Raw genomic sequence first — 21,344 nt, forward strand, 5'->3', positions numbered from 1 at the left:
GAGAACCGTGAACACGATCGAGCACTGGATCAACGGCAGCTACGTCCCGGCCGGCGAGCGCACCGCCCCCGTCACCAACCCGGCCACGGGCAAGGTCACCGCGCAGGTGGCCCTGGCCAGCACCGAGGACGGCAACGCCGCCGTCGCCGCCGCCAAGGCTGCCTTCCCGGCATGGCGCGACACGTCCCTGGCCCGCCGCACGCAGGTCATGTTCGCCTTCCGCGAGCTGCTGAACGCCCGCAAGGACGAGCTCGCCGCCATCATCACCTCGGAGCACGGCAAGGTCCTGGACGACGCCCTGGGCGAAGTCACCCGCGGCCAGGAGGTCGTGGAATTCGCCTGCGGCATCCCGCACCTGATCAAGGGCAGCTACACCGAGAACGCCTCCACCAAGGTGGACATCCACTCCATCCGCCAGGCCCTGGGCCCGGTGGCCATCATCAGCCCGTTCAACTTCCCGGCCATGGTGCCCATGTGGTTCTTCCCGATCGCCATCGCCGCCGGCAACACCGTGATCATCAAGCCCAGCGAAAAGGTGCCCACTGCCGCCAACTGGATGGCGGAGCTGTGGAAGGAAGCCGGCCTGCCGGACGGCGTCTTCAACGTCCTGCAGGGCAACAAGGTCGCCGTTGACACCCTGCTGACCCACCCGGACGTCAAGGCCGTCTCCTTCGTCGGCTCCACCCCCATCGCCAAGTACGTCTACGAGACCGCCACCGCCAACGGCAAGCGCGTCCAGGCCCTGGGCGGCGCCAAGAACCACATGATCGTGCTGCCCGACGCCGATCTGGACCTCGCCGCCGATGCTGCCATCAACGCCGGCTTCGGTTCCGCAGGCGAGCGCTGCATGGCCATCTCCGCACTCCTGGCCGTGGGCGACATCGCCGACGAACTGGTGGGGAAGATCGCCGAGCGCGCCCGGGGGCTCCGGACCGGCGACGGCCTGCGCGGCTGCGACATGGGCCCGCTGGTCACGTCCCAGCACCGCGACAAGGTGGCAGGCTACGTCGACGCCGGCGAAGCGGCCGGTGCCACGCTCGTCGTCGACGGCCGCTCGGTTGCGCCCGACGCCGAGGGCGACGGCTTCTTCCTCGGCCCCACCCTGTTCGACAACGTCACCACGGACATGTCCATCTACCGCGACGAAATCTTCGGCCCGGTCCTCTCCGTGGTCCGCGTGGACAGCTACGACGAGGCCCTCGCCACGATCAACGCCAACCCCTACGGCAACGGAACCGCGATCTTCACCAACGACGGCGGCGCGGCCCGCCGCTTTGAGAACGAGGTGGAGGTGGGCATGGTGGGCATCAACGTCCCCGTCCCCGTCCCGATGGCCTACTACTCCTTCGGCGGCTGGAAGAACTCGCTGCTCGGCGACACCCACGCGCACGGCGCCGAGGGCGTCGGCTTCTTCACCCGCGGCAAGGCCGTCACCACCCGCTGGCTGGACCCGAGCCACGGCGGCATCAACCTCGGCTTCCCGCAGAACGCCTGATCCGCGCCATCCGAACAGGAGACAGTGACATGACTTCCACCCTTGACAGCGGGCTCCTTCCCGCACGGACCGAGCCGCACCCCGACGTCGACTCGGCTGCGGCCCGGCGGGCCTACGAGCTGGACCGCAAGCACGTCTTCCACTCCTGGTCCGCCCAGGACCTGCTGGATCCGATGGTCATCTCGGCCGCCGAGGGTTCGTACGTGTGGGACGGCGAGGGCACCCGGTACCTCGATTTCTCCTCGCAGCTGGTCAACACCAACATCGGCCACCAGCACCCTGCCGTCGTCGCCGCCATTGCCGCGCAGGCGGCCAAGCTGTGCACCATCGCCCCGAGCTACGCCAACGAGGCCCGCTCCGAGGCGGCGCGGCTCATCGCCGAGCGCACCCCGGGCGAACTCAACAAGATCTTCTTCACCAACGGCGGCGCCGACGCCAACGAGCACGCCGTGCGCATGGCCCGGCTGCACACCGGACGGAAGAAGGTCCTGTCCGCGTACCGTTCGTACCATGGCGGCACGCACCTGGCCGTCAACATCACGGGTGACCCCCGCCGCTGGGCCAGTGACACCGCCAGCACCGGCACCGTGCATTTCTTCCCGCCGTACCTGTACCGCACGGCCTTCCACTCCACCACGGAAGCGGAGGAGAGCCAGCGCGCCCTGGAGCACCTCGAGCAGCTCATCGTGTTCGAAGGCGCGGCCACCATCGCGGCGCTGATCCTGGAGACCATCCCGGGCTCGGCAGGCATCTACGTTCCGCCGGCCGGCTACCTGCAGGGCGTCCGGGAACTGTGCACCAAGTACGGCATCATGTTCATCGCGGACGAGGTCATGGCCGGCTTCGGCCGCACCGGCAAGTGGTTCGCCGTCGAACACTTCGACGTCGTCCCGGACCTGCTGACCTTCGCCAAGGGCGTCAACTCCGGTTACGTACCGTTGGGGGGCGTGGCCATCAGCCCGGAGATCGCGGCGACGTTCGGCACCAAGCCGTACCCGGGCGGCCTCACCTACTCGGGCCACCCGCTCGCCACGGCGGCGGCCGTGGCCACCATCAACACGATGGAAAGGGAAGGCGTCGTGGACCATGCCGCCTTCCTGGGCAACGACATCATCGGCCCGGCACTGGCGGACTTCGCAATCCGGCATAAGTCCGTGGGCGAGGTGCGCGGCAAGGGCGTCTTCTGGGCGATCGAACTGGTCAAGGACCGCGAGACGCGCGAGCCGCTGGCCCCGTACGGCGCCTCCAGCCCGGAAATGAACCAGCTCATCGCCGCCTGCAAGTCCCGCGGCCTCATCCCGTTCGCGAACTTCAACCGCATCCACGTGGTGCCCCCGTGCAACATCAGCGTGGAGGAGCTCAAGGCCGGCCTCGCGATCCTGGACGAGGTGCTGGACATCGCGGACGGCTTCGCCGCCTGAGCTTCGCCGCTTCCGGGGAACAGCAAAAGGTGAAGGGGCGACGGCGGGAATCCACCCGCCGTCGCCCCTTCACTTTTGTCATGCGGCACCGTTCATGCGGTTCCCATGTCACGGCCGGACCTCAGACCGGCAGGCAGCCGCCGTTCGCGCCCTGGAACGTGTCGAGGCGGTGGATGAAGGCCGCCATCGCCTCACGGGTGATCGGGTCGACCGGCCGGTAGGTGCCGTCGCTCCAGCCGGTGGAGACCCCCGCGTGGCTCGTCCACGAGATTTCCTTGTAGAAGCCGCCGCCGGCAGGCACATCCTTGAACGGAGAGGCGAGCGGTTCCTGGAAGCCGGCTGAGGCGGGGACCCGGCAATAGCCGCCGCTGTACCGGTAGAGGAATGCCGCCATCGCTTCACGGCTGATGGATTCGTACGGCCGGAAGGTGCCGTCGTCCCAGCCGTTGGCCAGGCCCCGGGATTCCATCCACGCGATTTCCCTGTAGAACGGATGGCCGGTGGGGACGTCCTTGAAGGGGGAGATGGCCGGTGCCGTGTACGCGGCCGGTGCGGCCAGCCGGAACATGAACGCCGCCGTGGCCTCACGGCTGATCGGTTCGAAGGGGCGGTAGCTGCCGTCGGGCCAGCCGTTGCTCAGATCCTTGTCGTACATCCAGAGGATGTCATCCTGGAATCCCGATCCGCTGATGTCAGTGAACGGGGATCCGGCATCGACCGTGACGCCGGCGGTGCCGTCGGGACTGCCGGCGGCGTAGCTGACGTAGTCGATGTGCACCTTGGTGCCGGCGTGCGTGGTGAAGGTGCTGCCGGCCTGCCACGCGTGGTTTTCAGCGTAGTAGCCGGTGAACGGTCGCGTGGACGGCATGAGGATCAGGGAGGAAGCATACGAGGCGCCGCCGTTCTGCACGATCTTGACACCCTGGTTGCCGCCCACGGCCAGGCCTGCGTCGTAGCCGACAGGCAGCCGCAGCTCGAGATAGTAGGCCTCGCCGCTTTTCGGGTCGGTGAACTTGACCGCCCTGTTGGCTTCGTCTCCGGCCCACGCCTTGAGGGTATAGCTCTTGCGCCCGGAGGCGACGCCGACGTTGAGGATTTCATCGCCGCGGCCGAAGCCGCCGAGGTACCAGAGGCTCGAGCTAATCGCCGGCAGCCTGTACTGCGCCGCGCCCATGAGGTCCATGGTGTCACCGTATTCGCGGATGGTGCAGGAGGTGTCGGCAAAACCGCCGTTGGTGCCCGGTCCGACGTCGGAGGCCCCGCTGAGGCACTGCAGGCTGTCCGCATGCATCAGCCCCAGGATGTGTCCGAACTCGTGGGCCACCACGTTCTTGGTGAAGTTGCTGGGCACGGGCATGAGCATGCGCCCGCCCTGGTTTCCGCCGCTCCAGCCGGCGCCGAGGGCACCATAGGAAAGCTGGGAGACGGGAATGAACACCACCAGGGCCTTGTACGGTCCGGCGACCCAGCCCAGCCTCTCGGTCGCCTCGCGGGTCACCGTGTCCATGATCTCGAAGTATGACTGTCCGGACGTGGCGGTAGAGCTGAAGCCGGTGGTGGTCCTGGTCTCATCGACGGACATCGAGAGCCTGTTGTTGGACATCTTCTTCCAGTATTCGCTGGCTGCGGTGATGCCGGCCCTCGCCGCAGCCAGGTCAATGGATGCAGTCTGCTCTGCTGTCCTGTCCGCCAGCTTGACGGTCACCAGCGTCACCTTGATGTCGCCGGCGCGGGCCAGGCTGCTCGCGGCCCCTTGGGGCCCCTCGGCGTCCTGGATGCCCCGGAGGGCCTCGGGCTCGAAGGTGTGGACGGAGTGGGGGGTGCCTTCCGGCGCCTCCACGGGCGGGGCCCCCGGGGATGGCGGCGGGACGGCTGCTGCCGGCGGGGCGGAGATGGTGGTCAGGGCTGCTGTGGACAGCAGCAGTGCCGTAACGACGGCGGCGGTGCGGGTGAGTAGCTGCATCCTGTGTTCTCTCTGTCTTCAGCGAATCTCTGTCTTCAGCGAGGTTCGGCAGGGCCGGTGCCGGCTAGGTGAAATTACATCAGACATGAACCCAATTTCCCGGTAACCGCGAAGAAACGCGAAAGGGAAGGGCCGACGGCGGGATCCACCCGCCCTCGGCCCTTCCCCGCTGCCGTTCGGTTCAGGGATGGCTCAGAGATCAAGCACCAGCCGCTGTCCGCGGCAGCGCGAGACACAGATCATCATGGTGTCCCCCGCCGCGCGCTCGTCACCGGACAGGAGGCTGTCCCGGTGGTCGATCTCGCCGGAGACCACCGGTGTTTCGCAGGTCCCGCAGATGCCCTCGCGGCAGGAGCTCAGCGGAAACCGCCCGGCTGCCTCCAGCGCCTCCAGGATGGTGGTTCCGGCAGGAACCTCGACGATGGCGCCGTCGGCGAGTTCCACGTCAAAGGAGGAACCGCCGTCGGGCCCTTCCCCGGGCCCGGCAGCAGGAGACGCAGCCGCCGGGTCCGCCGCAAAGCGCTCAAAGTGCACGCGGGAGCCGTCCCACGGGGCTGTCAGCTCCTGGACCGCCCCCAACAGCGGCCCGGGACCGCAGACGTACAGGTGCGTTTGCGCGCCGGCGGCGCCCAGCAGGGAAGCCAGCGGGAACCTGCCGCCCTCGTCGTCCGCGTGGATGGTCACGGTACCGCCGTCCGGCAGCTCACCAAGAAACGCCATGCTGCGGCGGCTGCGGCCGAGGTACACAAGCCGCCACGGCGCACCGGATGCCGCGGCTGCGCGCACCATCGGCAGCACCGGCGTGATGCCGATGCCGCCGGCGATGAACAGGTACTCCGCTGCGGGCGCGAGCGAAAAATTGTTCCTCGGCGCCCGGACCTGGACCTTGCTGCCCGGCCGGAGCTCCTCATGGACGAACGCCGAGCCGCCGCGGCCCGCCTTCTCATGCAGCACCGCGACGCGCCAGCGCGGATCCCCGGGCTCCGAACACAGCGAATACTGGCGCAGCAGACCATTCGGCAGCAGGACGTCGATGTGTGCCCCTGGCTCCCACGCCGGCAACGGATCCCCAAGCGGGTGCTGCAGCGCAAGGGACAGGACGCCGTCGGCCTCGCGGCCCATGGAACGGACTTCAACGTCGAAGAAATCGAGAGTGCTCATGTCTGGCCTTTTCTTGATGTGCGGCGGAGCAAGGGCCCGCGGTTACAGAACGGACGCCAGGAAGGACCTGGTGCGCTCGTTTTGGGGATTCGTGATGAGCTGCGCGGCGGGTCCCTGCTCCACGATGTTTCCGTCCGCCATGAACACCACGCGGTCCGCAACATCGCGGGCAAAGTTCATTTCGTGGGTGACCACAACCATGGTCATGCCGGACTGGGCCAGGTCCTTCATGACCTTCAGCACCTCGCCCACCAGTTCGGGGTCCAGGGCCGACGTCGGCTCGTCGAACAACATCAGCTTTGGCTCCATGCACAGCGCCCGGGCGATCGCGACGCGTTGCTGCTGGCCGCCGGAAAGCTGGCGGGGGTAGGAGCCTGCTTTGTCGGCCAGTCCCACGCGCTCCAGCAAGCGCAGCGCCCGGGCAGTGACCTGGGACTTCTTCTGGCGCAGCACCAGCCGGGGCGCCTCGACGAGGTTTTCCAGGACGGTCATGTGCGGGAACAGGTTGAAGTGCTGGAACACCATGCCGATGTCCGTGCGGTTGCGGCAGACATCGTTGTGCTTTTGCTCGTGCAGCTTGGTGCCCTTGATGTCGTAGCCCACCACCTTGCCGTCCACCCACATGCGGCCTCCGTTGATGCCTTCGAGGTGGTTGATGCAGCGCAGGAGCGTGCTCTTGCCGGAGCCCGAAGGTCCGATCAGGCACACCACCTCGCCCGCCGCAATCTCGAGGTCGATCCCTTTCAGCACGTCCAGCTGGCCGTAGCTCTTGTGCACGGAGTCGGCCTTCACCATGATCCGGGTGCCGGCTGCGGCTGCGGGCCCCGTCCCCGAGGGTGAAGTCATTGTTTCAGTCATCGGGTGCCGCCTTTCCGGGCCAGCCGGTCGGTGTTGAGTGGGGCGTGGGTGTTGAAGAACAAGGCCAGCTTTTGCCACGGAGTCATTGGCAGGCTGCGCTGCCCGCCCTTGGCGTAGCGGCGCTCGAGGTAGTACTGCCCGACGCTCAGGACTGACGTCACCACGATGTACCAGAGGCTCGCGACGATCAGCAGCGGGACGGTTTCAAACGTCCGCGCATAGATGATCTGGGAGGAATACAGCAGCTCCGGCACGGAAATGACGCTCACCAGGGCCGTGGTCTTGAGCATGCCGATGGTTTCATTGCCCGTGGGCGGGATGATGACCTTCATGGCCTGGGGCAGGATGATGCGCCGCATGGTGTGGAAGCGGTTGATCCCCAGTGCGCCGGCAGCCTCGGCCTGCCCGTGGTCCACGGACAGGATGCCGGCGCGCACGATCTCCGACATGTAGGCGCCCTGGTTGAGCCCCAGGCCCAGGATGGCCGCGAACATCGGCGTGATGATCTGGTTGGCGTCCAGGTTGACGCCCGGGATGCCGAAGCTGATGGTCGGGTACAGCGCCGCGAGGTTGTACCAAAACAGCAGCTGGACCAGCACCGGGGTGCCCCTGAAGAAGTTCACGTAACCAAACGCCGCAGTGCGGACCACGGGGTTCAGGGACAGCCTCATGACGGCCAGCACCACGCCCAGCACCACGCCGATCACCATGCACACGGCCGTCAACATCAGGGTGATGCCTATGCCGTTGACGATCGACACGTCCCGGATGTATTTACCTACCGTTTCCCAGCCGAAGCGCGGGTTGGTGAACACGGACTGCAGCGCCAGGCCGCCGACGCCCAGGATCACGACGGCGGACACCCACCTGCCGGGGTACCTCGCCTTGACCGTGGTGTACTGGTCCGGCGAGGTCCGCTGGGGTTCCACCTTGACGGCTGTTGCACTCATCGGATTCCTGCCTGTCTGCCGCCGGCTACTTGCCGGAGACCTGGTCTGCGGTGATGATGGCGCTGGCGGGGATGCCCCAGTTGCCGTTGATTTCGGCGTAGCGCTCGCTGTTGATGAGCGCCTTCATGGCCGCGGCGACGGCGGGTTCGAGGCCCGATTCCTTGTTCAAGGCCACGCCGGTCGGTTCAGGCTGGTAGTCCGCGCCCTCGGCGAGCTCAAACTTGTTCCCGCCCAGCTTGCCCTGGTAGGCCAGCGAGATGCTGTCCGCCATGACTCCGTCCACGCGGCCGGACATCAGGGCCAGGTTGGCGTCGGTCTGGGTGGGGAACTGCTGCTGGTCGATGGCAGGCTTTCCGGCGTCGGTGCATTCCTTGCTCATGGCCGGCATGACTTCCAGCACTTGGATGGACCCCTTCTGCCCAGCCACCTTCTTGCCGCACAGGGTCTCGGACTTCATGGCGAGCCGGGCGGGGTTGCCCGGTGCCACTGCGATCCCCGAGCCTCCCGAGAGGTAGGCCACGAAGTCCACCACCTTCTTGCGTTCCTCCGTGATGGAGAACGCGGACATGCCGAGGTCGTACTTCTTGGAGGCCAGGCCAGGAAGGATGGTTTCGAAGGTGGCAGGGACGTGCTCGGCCTTCAACCCAAGCACCGCAGCCAGTGCGTCGCCGGTCTCAACGTCCCAGCCGATCATGGTCTTGTTGTCCGTGTCGTAGTACTCGAACGGGGCGTAGGTGGGGTCCGAGGCAATGACCAGCGTGCCCTTGTCCCGGACGGACTGCGGAAGCAGCGCCCTGGCGTCTTCATTGACGCCCAGGGTGGTGCTGGCGGCGCCGTTGCCGCTGTCCTTCTTGGATTCGGTGTCCGCGGCGGCGTTGGTGCAGCCGCTGGCGGCGAGAACAGTGAGGCCTGCGGTGGCGATCAGGGCGGCCTTGAGGAATACGCGCATGGGAAAACCTTTCACTGACGTTGTGGGGGAGTGCCGGGCCCGCGGGGCCCGGCCTGTGGAACGGGTTTTGCGTAGCCGGCTTACGGAGCCGGGCAGAGGGGTGCCACGTGGACCAGGTGGCTGCCGGGCCGGACCAAGGTCGGCCGGCGGATGATCGCCGCGATGCCGTCCACGGCAGCCCGGAATTCACGGGGTTCGCGGTCCAGTTCGTCCAGGAAATGCACCTTCGCCACGACGTCCCCGGCATGGACAAACTGCCCCAGGTCGACGGTTGGCTCGAACAGTCCGTGCACCGTGCTGGAGACCGCGGATTCGGCGACCAGTTCGATCCACGTGGTTGGCTCGGGGTCGCTGATTTCCGGGCCGACGGCATCCGCAGCACGGGCCGGCAGGACGCCGACACTGTCCATGAAGGCGGCGAGCCCTGTCCGTGCCTGATGGAGCACGTGCCGGTCCACGGTTCCGCCGCCGCCGAGTTCGGTGGACAGTGTCAGGATGCCGGCGTCGTCGCCCGCCGTGCTGAGCGATCCGGGCTCCAGGCGCGGCGGCACCACCATGGTGAATGGCAAGCCCATGGTGTTGGCCGCCTTGACCTTCTGTGCCCACAGCTCCTCGTCCGGGCCCCGGTACAGGAACAGGCACGGGACGTACGTCGAGTTGCTCCCGCCGGAATGCAGATCGATCACGACGTCGGCCCGCGGCAGGAGCCCGCTGCCCACCAGGTGCGCGGCCTGGGCCGTGGGGCCTTGGGCCGGTGCGCCGGGGTAGCTGCGGTTCAGGTTGCCGTGGTCGATCGGCGACACGCGTGTCCCGGCCGTGACCGCCGGGGCGTTGGCCGAGGGCACGATGATGAGTGTCCCGGTGAGGTCTTCGGGCTGCACGGACCGGATCAGTTCGTGCAGCAGGATCTGGCCCTCGTATTCGTCGCCGTGCGTTCCGGCCACCAGCAGGACCGTCGGCCCAGAGCCCGAGCCGATCACCGCCACCGGGACAGGGATGTGCGAGGCATCGTGGGCGTTGTCCGAGTGAACCAATTTTCCGTGGCCCAGCTGCTTTCCGGCTCTGCCGAAGTCGATGCCGCTCAGGCTCGCTGCGGCGGCTGCTGCCGCCGTCGTCGTTACGGTACCCATCGCAGGGCCCTCCCTGTGGTAGGGGCGAGACGCACGACGTCCACGACGGCGTCGCCCGGGGTGACGGACAGCCGCACGGCTTCATCGTCCTCGCCTTCGAGGATGAACACGTCGCCGGGCCGCAGCCAGCGCTCCCAGGGGCCGTCGACGGCGGCAACGCGGGCCTCGCCCCGGAGCGGCGCCACCACCAACTGCTCGCCGGAGCGGCGGAACAGTTCGCCGACGTAACCGTCCGTGTACTGCCGGCTGTCCTGGCGGATATGGTCGCCGTCGGTCTCCACCACCACGCGCTCGGCGTCGGCGTCGTTGACGGAAACGGTCCAGCGCCAGGGGTCACCGCGTTCAGCGGAGTCGGGACATGCCGCCAAGGTGCGGGTCCCCAGTTCGGGGTGCACCTCGGCGCCGAGGGCGTTGGCCCTGATCAGCATCCACATGCCGGCACCTACGCGCGCCCGGCGGCGGCCGGGATCCGGGCTGCGGGGGCGCCTTCGCGGGCGGCCTGCTCTTGTTTGAGGAGGGCGGCCAGAATGCGGCGGGCTTTGGCGACACCGCCGTCCTGGGCGATCAGCACATCGAATTCGCCCGCCGGGCGCGTCTGCATGCCGATTTCCTGGGCTTCCAGGGCGCTGGCGTCCTCGTCCAGGACGGTGGCCAGGCCGGTCTTGAGGTCTTCCGTGGCCTGCGCGTCCCGCACGGCGAAGTTGCGGCTGAAGGCGTAGTAGTACCAGGAATTGTGCTGGTCGATCGGGGTGATGCCGTTGAGCACCTTGATCAGATAGCCCTCCTCGCGCGAGCGGCCCTCGCCGGTGATGCCCGAGTGCAGCACGTGCAGGTTGGGGACGAAGAACTCGGTGCAGTGGAAGCGGTCGAAGAGGCCGCGGGCGTCCATGGTTTCGGCATAGAGCGGCGGCGCCTCGACGGACGGCATGAGCCGGTCCACACTGACCACGTTGCCCTCCACTTCCACGGTGATGCCATGCTCGTAGATGTAGTCGTCGCCCACCGTGGTCTTGTGCAGGAAGGACTCGTGGGTGAGGTCCAGCAGGTTGTCATGGATGAGGTCGGCGCGGCATTTGAAGAGGTAGGAGTGGGTCACTGTGGCCCACTCGGGATCGACCATCCAATGCGTGTCCGGGACGTCCGCGGGGTCGGCCAGTTCGGCGTCGCCGGTCCAGGCCCAGATCCAGCCGTCCTTCTCCACCAGAGGGTATTTCCGGACGCGGGCACGCTCCGGGATGGTGGTCTGGGCCGGGACTTTGGTGCAGGCACCATCCGGGCCGTAGGTGAAGCCGTGGTAGCCACATTCCACGGAATCGCCGATGGTCCTGCCCTCGGACAGCGGGAAGGCGCGGTGGGCGCAGCGGTCGGCCAGAGCCACGGCCTCACCGTCCTGGGTACGGAACAGGACAATGGGCTGCTCGCAGATCACTCGGCGCACGGGTTTCCGGGTCACTTCATTGGACCACGCCGCCACATACCAGGTGTTCAAAACATACATTCTTCAAGACTCCTCGCTCGGGTGTATACAATGTATACGGTGAATACGAAGGGGTCAACGGTTTTTTGTGATCCCCCGCACAGGGCCTGCATTCCTCGCTGATTTGGTGCCGTAATACACTGTGGAAATTGCGCCCCACCCTAGGGAGAACCCCATGGCACCAACTGCCAAAGACACCCGGCCCCTTGCCGTGCGCGTCTACGAGCAAATCAGCTCGGATATCATTGCCGGAACCATCGAAGCGGGCACGGCACTGGTCCAGGAGCAGGTGGCCGCCCAGTACGGCGTCTCACGCACCCCGGTCCGCGACGCCCTCACCCAGCTGACGCTGGAAGGCCTGGCAACGCTGGTGCCGGGGCGCGGCTACATCGTCAACACCCTGTCGCCCCAGGACGTCAAGGACGTCTACGAGGTCCGCTACACCCTCGAATCCTTGGCGGCGCGGCAGGCCTGCGGCCTGCATTCACCGCAGCAGCTGGTCCGGCTGCGTGGCATGGTGGATGAATTCGAGACCGTCGATCCCGCAGATGCCGAGGAACTGTTCCGCATGGGCGCGGCCTTTCATGCGGCACTCATCGACCCCTGCCCCAACACGTACCTGCGCAACACGCTCGCCGCCATGTGGGACCATCCCATCGCCCGGCGCATCACCATGACGTACCGGCAAGGACCCGAGCACCAGTCAAAGGTCGCCAGGGACCACCGGAGGATCCTCGAGGCGCTCAAGACGGACGACCCGGACACCATCGCCGAGGTCCTCCGCTACTGCCACAACCCCAACGACACCCTCGATTAGGACCCTCTCTCACCTTTGAGGCCTTTTCGGCCGACCCTCCCTCTCTCACTTTTGGGGACAAATAACGGGACCCTCCTGCACATCAAAGTGCAGGAGGGTCCCGACTTTAAGCCCCAAATGTGAGGGAGCGTCTGCCCGGCGGGAACGCGTCAGCCGGCTGCCGTCAGGAACGTCTTGAGCAGCGGGCCGCTGGTTGTCGCGCCGAGCCCGCCTTCCTCCACGAACACCGCCACCGCGAGGTCTCCGTGCACGGCGACAACCCACGCGTGCGTCTTGGGCGGGGTGTCCTTGCCGAATTCGGCCGTGCCCGTCTTGGCTCCCACCGGCGCCCCCGGCACCTCTGCCAGGAAGCCGGTGTGCCCGGAGGTCACCACGGCCCGCATCATGTCTGCGATGGAGGCGGCTTCGGCCTTGGTGAGGGGCGTGCCGGACGGCTTGGCGGGCGCCGCGGCGCCTGTGGAAGCCGACGACGGCGCGGTGGCGGCACCGGCGTCGGGGTTCAGCACGAGCTGGGGCGAGACCGGGGCGCCGTTGCCGACCGATGCGGCCATGACGGCCGCCGTCAGCGGCGAGAACAGGACCTTGCCCTGGCCGATCATCGAGGCCGCGTGTTCGGTGCCCTCCGCGGTGCCCGGGACGGATCCCAGGAAGGCATCGATGCCGAGCTTGGGCGCCTCGACGGCCACGCCGAGCGCTTCCGCGGCGGCTTCGAGCTGGTCCTGGCCGATGGTGTCGCGGGCATTAATGAAGGCGGTGTTGCAGGAGTGCGCGAAGGCATCACGCAGCGGCACGGAGCCCAGGGATCCGGCCGGGTAGCCTTCGGCGTTCTTGAAGGTGCGCCCGTCCACGGTCACGGTCGCCGGGCAGTCGACCTTCGAATCCGGGGTCTGGCCCTTGCGGAGCATCGCCAGGGAATCCACGATCTTGAAGATCGAGCCGGGCGCATACTGCCCCAGGATAGCCGTGTTGTAGCCGTTGCTGCCCGGGCCGGAGGCCGCGGCGAGGACGGCGCCGGTGGAGGGACGCAGCGCCACGATCGCGGACGCCGGGCCCACGCCGGCAAGCGTGTCCTCGGCCAGCTGCTGGAGCCTGAGGTCCAGCGTGGTCTTGAGCGTGGTGCCCGGGGTGGGCGCGGCGGAGAAGAAGACCTTCACGCCCGGCGTCGCGGTGCCGTCCGGCTGTTTGTCGAGCTGGGCGACCACCTCCACGCCGTCCTTGCCGCGCAGCTGGGCGTCGTACTGCTGCTGCAGGCCGCCGGTTCCAGTGGTGTCCCCGACGCGCAGGGCGCCGTTGGACTTCTCGATCTGTTCCGCACTGGCCTGGCCCACGCTGCCGAGCAGCGCCCGCGCGAAGGTGCGGGTGGGTGCCAGCGCCAGGGTGTCCGTGATGCTCACGGCGCCCGGAATCGCCTGGATCTTCTCGGCCGAGATCTCCGGCGTGTAGGCGCGCAGGATGATGCCCTCCACGAAGGCCTCGGGTCCGGAGGCGGCGGTCTGCTTGACGTAGCCGTCAACGTCCAGGCCCAGCAGCGCGGCCAGTGCCTTCGCTGAGGGCTCCGCCTGTTCTGCCGGGATCTTGGTCTTGTCGATGCCAACGCGCAGCACGGGGCGGTCCTGGACGATCGGCGTGTCGCCGGCACCGAGGATCTGGCCGCGGGGGGCCGCGGGGGTGCGGACCGTCAGCCTTTCGCCGTCCTCGAGCTGCGGCGCGAGAAGTCCCGGGTTCCACTGGACGGCCCATTTCTCGCCGGACTTCTTCAGCTCGGCCTGGGAGGTGTATTTCCACTCGGCTCCACCGAAGGTCCAGGTGAAGTCCAGCGGCACGGTGGCTTTGTCGCCGTCGAGCGTCACGGCGCCCGGCTGCACGGCCGGTTTGGCGGGCCCGAGGCCGGCAAACACGGCCTTCAGGTCCTGGTTGGCGGCAGCGGCATCCTTGCCGTCCACAGCCAGCGAGGCGACGTCCAGCGCGGCAAGGGAAGACGCAAGCTGCTTCGCCGCTTCCTCCGCCCCCGCGCGGCCGTCGCCGCAGGCGGTCAGTGAACCCGCCATCATCAGAGTTACAAGGCCAAAGATAAGATTCCTGGTTTTCCCCACCCGCGCCATTATGCCTGTTCCCCCTGACAACGTCTTTGTCCTGGCGGGGAGCGTCGCCTGGGCTCCGGGAATGATGCGGTCCCGGGGACGTGCGACGGCGGCGGTGCTTTCCGCCTCGTTCCTCGCGGTAACCAAGAGCTCCTCGGCTAACTACCGCTGGCCGCCGGGATGGCCGGCGTGACGTAGCGGAGCTTGTGGACCTTCAGCACAGACGTGGTTTCCATGTGCCTCACGCCCGGCAGGCGGCCGATCTTCTCGTTCAGGATGGTCCACAGGGCGGCATTGTCCGTACTCAGGACTTCGACGCACAGATCCGCGCGCCCCAGGACCGTGGACACGTAGGTGACCTCGGGCAGTGCCGAGACGGCCTCGACGACGGACTGGTGGAACTCCGGGGCGACCTCCAGGAAGACGATGCCCAGCTGCGTGCGGCCCAGGGTCTCGGGGTCGGTGAACGCGACGATGCGCAGGATGTTCAGGTCCTGCAGGCGCTTGACGCGGGCGCGGACCGTGGCCTCCGAGGTGCCCAGGTTGCGGCCGATTTCGCGCAGCGCCCGGCGCCCGTCCTGCTCCAGTTCGCGCACGATGTCCCGGTCAAGATCGTCCAGCGCATAGTCCGTCATGCTGCCCAGAATATCGGATGCTCCGCATTCCCCCGGGAAAAGGCGGGATCATCCATCGATTTGCGCAGATCTTCCTTCGTTGAACTACGCAATACGTTGATATTAGCTATTGTTCCTCGCAAAACTTAATGTTAGCCTCGTCGCATACAACGGTTTGCGTGGCGGGAATCACAAAGTCACACCGCAATGGAGCGGGATTCCCGGACCACATCCAGACGCCCCCAGGGCACTAGCAAGGAGACCCCAACTGTGAGCACTCACAACTCCGTGGCCGGCGAACATTCCTACCAAAAGACACTGAGATGGTGGGACGGCTTCACCATCAGCCTCTCCATCCCGGCAGCACTCTTCATCGTCATCGGCTACGCCATGGGATCACTGGGCGCTTGGACGGCCATCGCACTGGCCTTCGCCGTGGCCCTCATCGCCTGCCTGCAGAACTACGTCTATTCCGAGATGGCCGGGATGTTCGGTGAGAAGGTCGGCGGGATCTCCATGTATGCCAACCAGGGCTGGCGAAGCCGCACCACGCTGGCGGGTCCGGTTGCCACGTTCGGCTACTGGTTCAGCTGGTCCAGCTCACTGGCCATCTACGGACTGCAGATCGGCACGCTGGTCCAGGCCGAATGGTTCCCCACGGTGACGTGGACGTTCTCCACCGGCTTGGCGGAAATCGGCCTGCCCCACGTGATCGCCCTCGCTGTCCTCATTCTTGGGTGGGGACTGAACGTGCTGGGCATGCGCCCGGCCATGTCCATCATGTACGTCACCGGCGTGCTGATCCTCATACCCATAGTTGTCTTCGCTGTCGCTCCTTTCTTCAGCGGCAGCTGGTCCATCTCCAACCTTCATTGGAACCTGTCCGCCAGCGGCTTCCCGGCCTGGCAGACAATCATCGCCTGGATGTTCGTCATGGCGTGGTCCGTCTACGGCATCGAAGCCGTGGCCGCGTTCGTCCCCGAGTTCCGCGACACCGTCCGCGACTCACGCATCGCCCTGCGGCTGGCCGGCTTCTTCGTCCTCGCCGTCTACGTCCTGGTTCCCCTCGGCGTCGGGGGCCTCGCAGAACAAGGCGAGATCGCCGCGAACCCGGTGACGTTCTACCTTCAGGCCTTCGACCGGCTCATTCCGGGCAGCGACTGGCTCATGACCATCTGCCTGATCGCCGGGCTGATGCTCATGATGGTCATGACGACGGCGGCCGGCGGCCGGGTGCTGCACGGCAGCGCCCTGGAGGGCCTCACCATCCGCCAGCTCGGCGAGCTGAACAAGGCCGGCGTTCCGGCCCGCGCCATGTCCCTTGATCTCCTGGTGAACGTGGTGCTGATCGTGTTCGTCGGTGACGCCCTGGCCGTGATCGTCGCGGGCATCATGGGCTACCTGATCTGCCACATCCTGTCGCTCACCGGGTTCATCAACCTCCGCCGTGACCAGCCCGACGCCGAACGCCCCATCCGCCTCGGACGGCAGTGGGTGTACATTGCCGGACTGCTGGCCGCCATCGACACCGTCATCCTCGTCGTCGGGATCGCCAGCACGGAAATCACCGGCTACGGCGGGATCAAGGAAGTCATCATCGGCATCCTCGTGCTGTCCCTGTCCGTTGTCCTCTACTTCTACCGGCAGATGAAGCAGGAGAAGCAGCCCTTCACGTGGCGCCATTCCGGCGTCGGCACAAACCCCGGCCCGGAGACCGACGTCGAGGAAGCCCCCGTCCCCGCAGGAGAAAGCAAGTGAATTCCCCCACCACCTGGCCCGGCCACAAGGCCGCCGCCGTGTCGCTGACGTTCGACGTCGACGCCGAAGCCGGCTGGCTCGGCGAGGGCGAAGAGTACGCCCGGCGCCTGACCATCCTGTCCGAAGGCCGCTACGGGGTCACCCGGGGCGTGCCGCGCATCCTGGAACTCCTGGCCCGCTACGGCATCCCGGCAACATTCTTCGTCCCCGGTCACACCGCCGAGCACAACCCCGGGCTCGTCACCACACTGCTGGAGGCCGGGCACGAGATTGCCCACCACGGCCACATGCATCTGCGCAGCGACAAGGTCAGCGCCCAGAAGCAGCGGGACGAGATCGAACACGGGCTCGAGGCGCTCCTGCGCGCCGGAGCCCCCCGGCCCACCGGCTACCGCTCGACGTCGTGGGAGCTCACTCCCGAGACCTTCGCCCTGCTGGTGGAACACGGCTTCACGTACGATTCCAGCTGCATGGGCGATGACCGGCCCTACGTCGAGCGCTGGAACTCCCTCCGCATCCTGGAACTGCCGGTGCACTGGTCGCTGGATGACTACCCCCGCTTTGGCTGGAACATCGACGGCGGCGGCAACGTGGCCGACCCCGATGAGCTGCAGCGCTGCTGGACGGCGGAGTTCGACTCGGCCCGCGCCGAACGCCGGCACACCAGCTTCACGATGCACCCTGAAGTGATCGGCCGCCCGTACCGGCTGGCCCAGTTCGAACGCGTCCTGGAGCACATGGCGGCATCGGACGACGTCTGGTTCGCCCGCCTGGACGAGGTGGCGCAGCACGTGGCGCCGGCGCTTTTGGAGCTGGCATGAGCACCTACCGCTTCCGCTCCACGCAGCTCCTCCCCGCAGCCCGCGGCCTGGAGTTCGGCCGCCGGCACGCGGACAAGATCCGGGCGTCGATCGCCGCCTACCAGGGCCTCTTTGACCGGGCCGCGGGTTCCGCCGTGGACCTGGGCTTCTGGGGCGCCGCCGCGGCAGCCCGGATCGAGGCGGTCTCGCCGGCCCTGCTGGAGGAGATCGCCGGCATGGCCGACGGCGCCGGCGTCCCGCTCACGTCCCTGGCGGCCATCAATGCCCGCACCGAGGTCCTGGCCGCGGTGGGTTCCACGGCGGCCAAGGAGTGCTCCACGGTGGTGCACGTCCCGGCCGTCGGCGCCCCGGTGGCGGTCCAGGCCTGGGACTGGTATCCGGAGCTCGCCGATCTGTGGCTGGTCTGGGAGATCCCGCAGCCGGACGGGGGCATGACCACCACCGTCACCGAGTACGGCATCGTCGGCAAGATCGGCGTGAACAGCCGGGGGCTGGGCATCCTGTTCAACATCCTGCACCACGCGCAGGACGGCCAGGGGCTAGGAGCCCCGGTGCACGTCCTGGCGCGGGCGGTGCTGGACGAGTCCCGGGACCTCAACCAGGCCCTGGTCCGGCTGGCGGCCGCACCCGTCTCCGCGTCGTCGTCGCTGACCCTGGTGGCCCATGCCGGCGGCGAGTCCGCCGCTGTGAGCGTTGAACTGAACCCCGGCGGCGTCGGCTATGCACTGCCCGACGACGACGGACTGCTCGCGCACACCAACCACTTCCTCAGCAGCCCGGCGTCGGGCCACGACACCGAGCTGCGCAACGGCCCGGACACCGTGCTCCGGCTCGACGGCATCCGCCGCCGGGGCCGCCGGGCGCGGGAAGCCGGCTGGATCGACGACGCCGCGCTCGTGGCGGTCCTGGATTCGCACCTGCTCGGCGGCGGCGCCACCTGCTGCCACGCGGATCCGGCGCTGCCGGCAGGGTCCAGTTTCGAAACCCTCGCCACGGTGTCCCTCAACGTCCAGGACGGCACCCTCTCCGCCCATGCGGGAGGCCCCTGCACCCACCCCTCACGTACCACCACAACCCCGAAGGAGCACGCTGTGCTGAACCTCAAGCGCATCGACAACATGGACATCCTCACCCACGATGTCGGCCGGCTGGTCGATTTCTACCACGGCACCCTGGGCCTGGGTTTCCACCTGCCGTACGAGCCGGCCGAGGAATGGGCCGCGATCAACATGGGCAACGTGACCCTGTACATCTTCAAGTCCGAGGCCGGCGAGCATGCCCCGCGCCGCACCGCGGTCAATGCCGAGAACGCCCCGGGCTTCGACTCGGTGGCCTTCGAGGTGGAGGACCTGGACCAGGCCGAGGCCCACCTCGACGGCCAGGTGGAATGGGTGGACCAGCGGATCGAGTGGAAGCACCCGAACGGCACCTGGTACCGCTACCGGCCCTTCTTCGATCCGGACGGCAACATGCTCTACATCACCGAGCCGCACATCTCCGAAGTGGTGGAATGATGACCACCGACATCCCCGGCGTCCGCCTCGACGGCAGGGTCGCCGTCGTCACCGGAGCCGCCCGCGGCATGGGCGCCGCCCATGCCCGCACGCTCGCCTCGCGGGGCTGCGAGCTGGTCCTCGCCGATCTTGACCTCGCAGAACTGGACGCCGTCGCCGCGGAAATCCTGGCGAGCTTCGGGCGGACACCGGCCACCCTGCAGCTGGACATCACCGCCCCCGACGCCGGCGAGCGCCTGGTGGCCGCCGCCGTCGGGAGCTGGGGTCGGCTGGACATCCTGGTCCACAACGCCGGCCTCATGCACAACTGGAAGACGCTCGAGGAGACCTCGGCCGGGGACCTCGAACCGTACTTCGCGGTCAACGTCCTGGCTCCCTACGCGATGACCCGCAGCGCGGTTCCGTGGCTCCGCAAGAGCGACGCCCCGCGCGTCATCTTCATCTCCTCGCAGTGGGGGCAAGTGCCGGACGGACACTCCTACGGCTACATGACGTCCAAGGCGGCGCAGCTTTCGCTCATGAAGGCGCTCTCCAAGGAACTGGTCGTGGACGGCATCCTGGTCAATGCGGTGGCTCCCGGAGCCATCCATACGCGGATGGTCCCGGATGAGGCGTACGACGCCGAACTCGCCGCGGTGCCCCTCGGCCGCCTGGGCGACCCCTACGAGATTGCCGCCGCCGTGGCGTTCCTTGCCTCGGACAGTGCCGCGTTCATCACCGGCCAAACCCTCAGCGTCAACGGCGGCGCACTGATCACCGGCGCCTAGCGCCGCCAGAAAGGAAACACCATGACCACCACACTCGAACCCCAGGCCGCCGTCGCCGCCACCAAGCGTGAACTCGCCGAAGCGGCCATGCGCCGCTCCTGGTTCCCGGTGGCCCGCATCTCGGACCTCGACAAGCCCCAGACCGCCACGCTCCTGGGAAAGAACCTGGTGATTTTCCGCGACGGCGAGGGCACTGTGTCCGTCCTGGACCGGCGCTGCCCGCACCGCGGCGGCGACCTCTCCCTCGGCGAGGTTCACCAGAAGTCCATCGGCTGCCCGTACCACGGCTGGGAATTCGCCAGCACCGGCGGCGCCTGCGCGCGCATCCCCTCGCTGGAGGACCAGGGCAAGATCCCGGCCCGCGCCGGCGTCAAGAGCTACCCCGTGGTCCAGCGCTACGGCCACGTCTGGACCGTGCTGGAAGACCCCATCCGCGAGATGTACGACATCGAAGAATGGCGCGACGTCGAACTCGAATGGGTGGCCGCCACCCCGCTGGATTCCCCGGTGGGAGTGGGCGTGACGATCGAGAACTTCCGTGACGTGGCGCACTTCCCCTTCGTCCACAAGGTCTCCATGGGCCCCACCCCCGAGGTCGTGGAGCCGCTGCACGTTGAACGCGACGGGCTGGACGTATGGATGGAACGGCCGCTCGACGCTGGCACGGGCGACTGGGCCGAGGACGGCGACTGCATGATGCGCTACCACTGCGCCGCCCCGGGCCTCGCCTCCATCACCTACAACTACGAGCGGCTCGGCAAGCGCGTAGTCGCCGGCTTCCCCTCCCCCATCAACTACGAGCACGTCACCATCTTCTGGGGCGTGGCCAACCAGGTCGGATACAAGGGCGCGGACCTCGCCGAGTGCCTGCGCGTCGAGGAAATGGTGTACCTGGAAGACCTCCCGGTGGTGGAAGCCGTGCAGCCCCGCGAAATCCCCTGGGATGCCGAGGAACAGGAATTCTCGGTCCCCGCGGACCTCTTCACCCTCAACTACCGGCGTTCCTTCCTTGAACTGATGAACCGGGCAAAGGACGGCCACCGTGTCAACGCTGACGCATGAACTGGACTTTTTCGACGTACTCGACCCGGCCTCCTTCGAGGTCCGCGTCCTGGCCTCGCGACGCGAAGCAGAGTCGGTAACGTCCTTCGAATTCACCCGGCCCGACGGCGGGCTGCTGCCGGCCTGGACCCCGGGCGCGCACATCGACGTGCACCTGCCCTCGGGGACCGTCCGCCAATACTCGCTCTGCGGGGATCCGGGGGACACCAGATCCTACCGGATTGCTGTCCTGGAGCTTCCCCAGGGGCGCGGCGGCTCCGTGGAAGTCCACCGCGAACTGCGGCCCGGCCGCACCATCACCATCGGCGCCCCCCGCGACAATTTCTCCCTGGCCGAGGCCGAACGGTACGTCTTCGTCGCCGGCGGCATCGGCATCACCCCGCTCCTGCCGATGATCCACGAGGTGCACCGCCGGGGCACGCCTTGGAAGCTGGTCTACGGGGCACGCAGCAAGGACCACTTCGCCTTTGTCGGCGAGCTGACCTCCCTCGACGCACCCTCCGTGG

The 21,344-nt window shown here is 67.6% G+C and carries 18 protein-coding genes and 1 pseudogene; 9 read left to right on the forward strand and 10 right to left on the reverse strand.

Going from position 1 to position 21,344, the window contains the following annotated elements; genetic code table 11:
- Positions 1-7 precede the first annotated feature (7 nt).
- On the forward strand, positions 8-1,495 hold the full coding sequence (locus tag J1902_RS09620; RefSeq protein ID WP_207616028.1) for a CoA-acylating methylmalonate-semialdehyde dehydrogenase: 1,488 nt from the start codon (positions 8-10) through the stop codon (positions 1,493-1,495).
- Between the two features lie 29 nt (positions 1,496-1,524).
- A complete protein-coding gene (locus tag J1902_RS09625) occupies positions 1,525-2,916 on the forward strand; it encodes an aspartate aminotransferase family protein (protein WP_207616029.1) in 1,392 nt (463 codons plus the stop codon).
- A gap of 121 nt (positions 2,917-3,037) precedes the next feature.
- Here J1902_RS09625 and J1902_RS09630 read toward each other — a convergent pair whose 3' ends face one another.
- The 8 genes from J1902_RS09630 to J1902_RS09665 form a co-directional block, all read right to left on the reverse strand.
- Positions 3,038-4,879 carry an S-layer homology domain-containing protein gene (locus J1902_RS09630; protein ID WP_207616030.1) on the reverse strand — a complete coding sequence of 614 codons (1,842 nt, stop codon included), beginning with the start codon at positions 4,877-4,879 and terminating at the stop codon, positions 3,038-3,040.
- Between the two features lie 192 nt (positions 4,880-5,071).
- A complete protein-coding gene (locus J1902_RS09635) occupies positions 5,072-6,040 on the reverse strand; it encodes a PDR/VanB family oxidoreductase (protein ID WP_207616031.1) in 969 nt (322 codons plus the stop codon).
- Between the two features lie 42 nt (positions 6,041-6,082).
- Positions 6,083-6,898: an amino acid ABC transporter ATP-binding protein gene (locus J1902_RS09640; protein WP_278253616.1), complete on the reverse strand. Its 816-nt coding sequence runs from the start codon at positions 6,896-6,898 to the stop codon at positions 6,083-6,085.
- Complete coding sequence (locus tag J1902_RS09645) at positions 6,895-7,848, reverse strand: amino acid ABC transporter permease (RefSeq protein WP_207616032.1); 954 nt, start codon at positions 7,846-7,848, stop codon at positions 6,895-6,897. Before J1902_RS09645 ends, J1902_RS09640 begins: the two co-directional genes overlap by 4 nt.
- A 25-nt stretch (positions 7,849-7,873) precedes the next feature.
- Positions 7,874-8,797, reverse strand: coding sequence for an ABC transporter substrate-binding protein (locus J1902_RS09650; protein WP_207616033.1), 924 nt, complete (start codon positions 8,795-8,797; stop codon positions 7,874-7,876).
- Between the two features lie 80 nt (positions 8,798-8,877).
- Positions 8,878-9,927: a succinylglutamate desuccinylase/aspartoacylase family protein gene (locus J1902_RS09655; protein ID WP_207616034.1), complete on the reverse strand. Its 1,050-nt coding sequence runs from the start codon at positions 9,925-9,927 to the stop codon at positions 8,878-8,880.
- Positions 9,915-10,361 (reverse strand): hypothetical protein, encoded by a 447-nt coding sequence (locus J1902_RS09660; RefSeq protein WP_207616035.1) that lies wholly within the window; start codon positions 10,359-10,361, stop codon positions 9,915-9,917. Before J1902_RS09660 ends, J1902_RS09655 begins: the two co-directional genes overlap by 13 nt.
- Positions 10,362-10,369: 8 nt before the next feature.
- Positions 10,370-11,425, reverse strand: a complete 1,056-nt coding sequence (locus tag J1902_RS09665; RefSeq protein ID WP_207616036.1) for a Rieske 2Fe-2S domain-containing protein — start codon at positions 11,423-11,425, stop codon at positions 10,370-10,372.
- 154 nt (positions 11,426-11,579) lie between these two features.
- Here J1902_RS09665 and J1902_RS09670 point away from each other — a divergent pair, with 154 nt between their 5' ends.
- Positions 11,580-12,221, forward strand: coding sequence for a GntR family transcriptional regulator (locus tag J1902_RS09670; RefSeq protein ID WP_207616037.1), 642 nt, complete (start codon positions 11,580-11,582; stop codon positions 12,219-12,221).
- Positions 12,222-12,370: 149 nt separating this feature from the next.
- Here J1902_RS09670 and J1902_RS09675 read toward each other — a convergent pair whose 3' ends face one another.
- Both J1902_RS09675 and J1902_RS09680 read right to left on the reverse strand, forming a co-directional pair.
- Entirely contained in the window at positions 12,371-14,323 is a 1,953-nt protein-coding gene (locus J1902_RS09675; protein WP_207616053.1) for a penicillin-binding transpeptidase domain-containing protein, read from the reverse strand.
- Positions 14,324-14,460: 137 nt separating this feature from the next.
- Complete coding sequence (locus J1902_RS09680) at positions 14,461-14,937, reverse strand: Lrp/AsnC family transcriptional regulator (RefSeq protein WP_207616038.1); 477 nt, start codon at positions 14,935-14,937, stop codon at positions 14,461-14,463.
- Positions 14,938-15,186: 249 nt separating this feature from the next.
- On the opposite strand from J1902_RS09680, the gene J1902_RS09685 reads away from it, so the two are divergent.
- The 6 genes and pseudogenes from J1902_RS09685 to J1902_RS09710 form a co-directional block, all read left to right on the forward strand.
- Positions 15,187-16,674 (forward strand): APC family permease, encoded by a 1,488-nt coding sequence (locus J1902_RS09685; RefSeq protein ID WP_207616039.1) that lies wholly within the window; start codon positions 15,187-15,189, stop codon positions 16,672-16,674.
- A complete protein-coding gene (locus J1902_RS09690) occupies positions 16,671-17,495 on the forward strand; it encodes a polysaccharide deacetylase family protein (RefSeq protein WP_207616040.1) in 825 nt (274 codons plus the stop codon). The genes J1902_RS09685 and J1902_RS09690 overlap by 4 nt, the downstream gene beginning before the upstream one ends.
- A complete protein-coding gene (locus tag J1902_RS09695; RefSeq protein WP_207616041.1) occupies positions 17,492-19,009 on the forward strand; it encodes a C45 family autoproteolytic acyltransferase/hydrolase in 1,518 nt (505 codons plus the stop codon). The genes J1902_RS09690 and J1902_RS09695 overlap by 4 nt, the downstream gene beginning before the upstream one ends.
- The gene (locus J1902_RS09700) at positions 19,009-19,776 is read left to right on the forward strand and encodes an SDR family NAD(P)-dependent oxidoreductase (protein WP_207616042.1); all 768 of its coding nucleotides are present in this window, start codon (positions 19,009-19,011) and stop codon (positions 19,774-19,776) included. The genes J1902_RS09695 and J1902_RS09700 overlap by 1 nt, the downstream gene beginning before the upstream one ends.
- 21 nt (positions 19,777-19,797) lie before the next feature.
- Positions 19,798-20,838 (forward strand): Rieske 2Fe-2S domain-containing protein, encoded by a 1,041-nt coding sequence (locus tag J1902_RS09705; RefSeq protein WP_207616043.1) that lies wholly within the window; start codon positions 19,798-19,800, stop codon positions 20,836-20,838.
- A pseudogene (locus J1902_RS09710) lies at positions 20,819-21,344 on the forward strand (ferredoxin reductase); the annotation flags it as partial. The gene J1902_RS09705 and the pseudogene J1902_RS09710, both read left to right, overlap by 20 nt.

Origin of the sequence: Arthrobacter cavernae, assembly GCF_017368795.1 — a bacterium.
GTDB classification, from domain to species: domain Bacteria; phylum Actinomycetota; class Actinomycetes; order Actinomycetales; family Micrococcaceae; genus Arthrobacter; species Arthrobacter cavernae.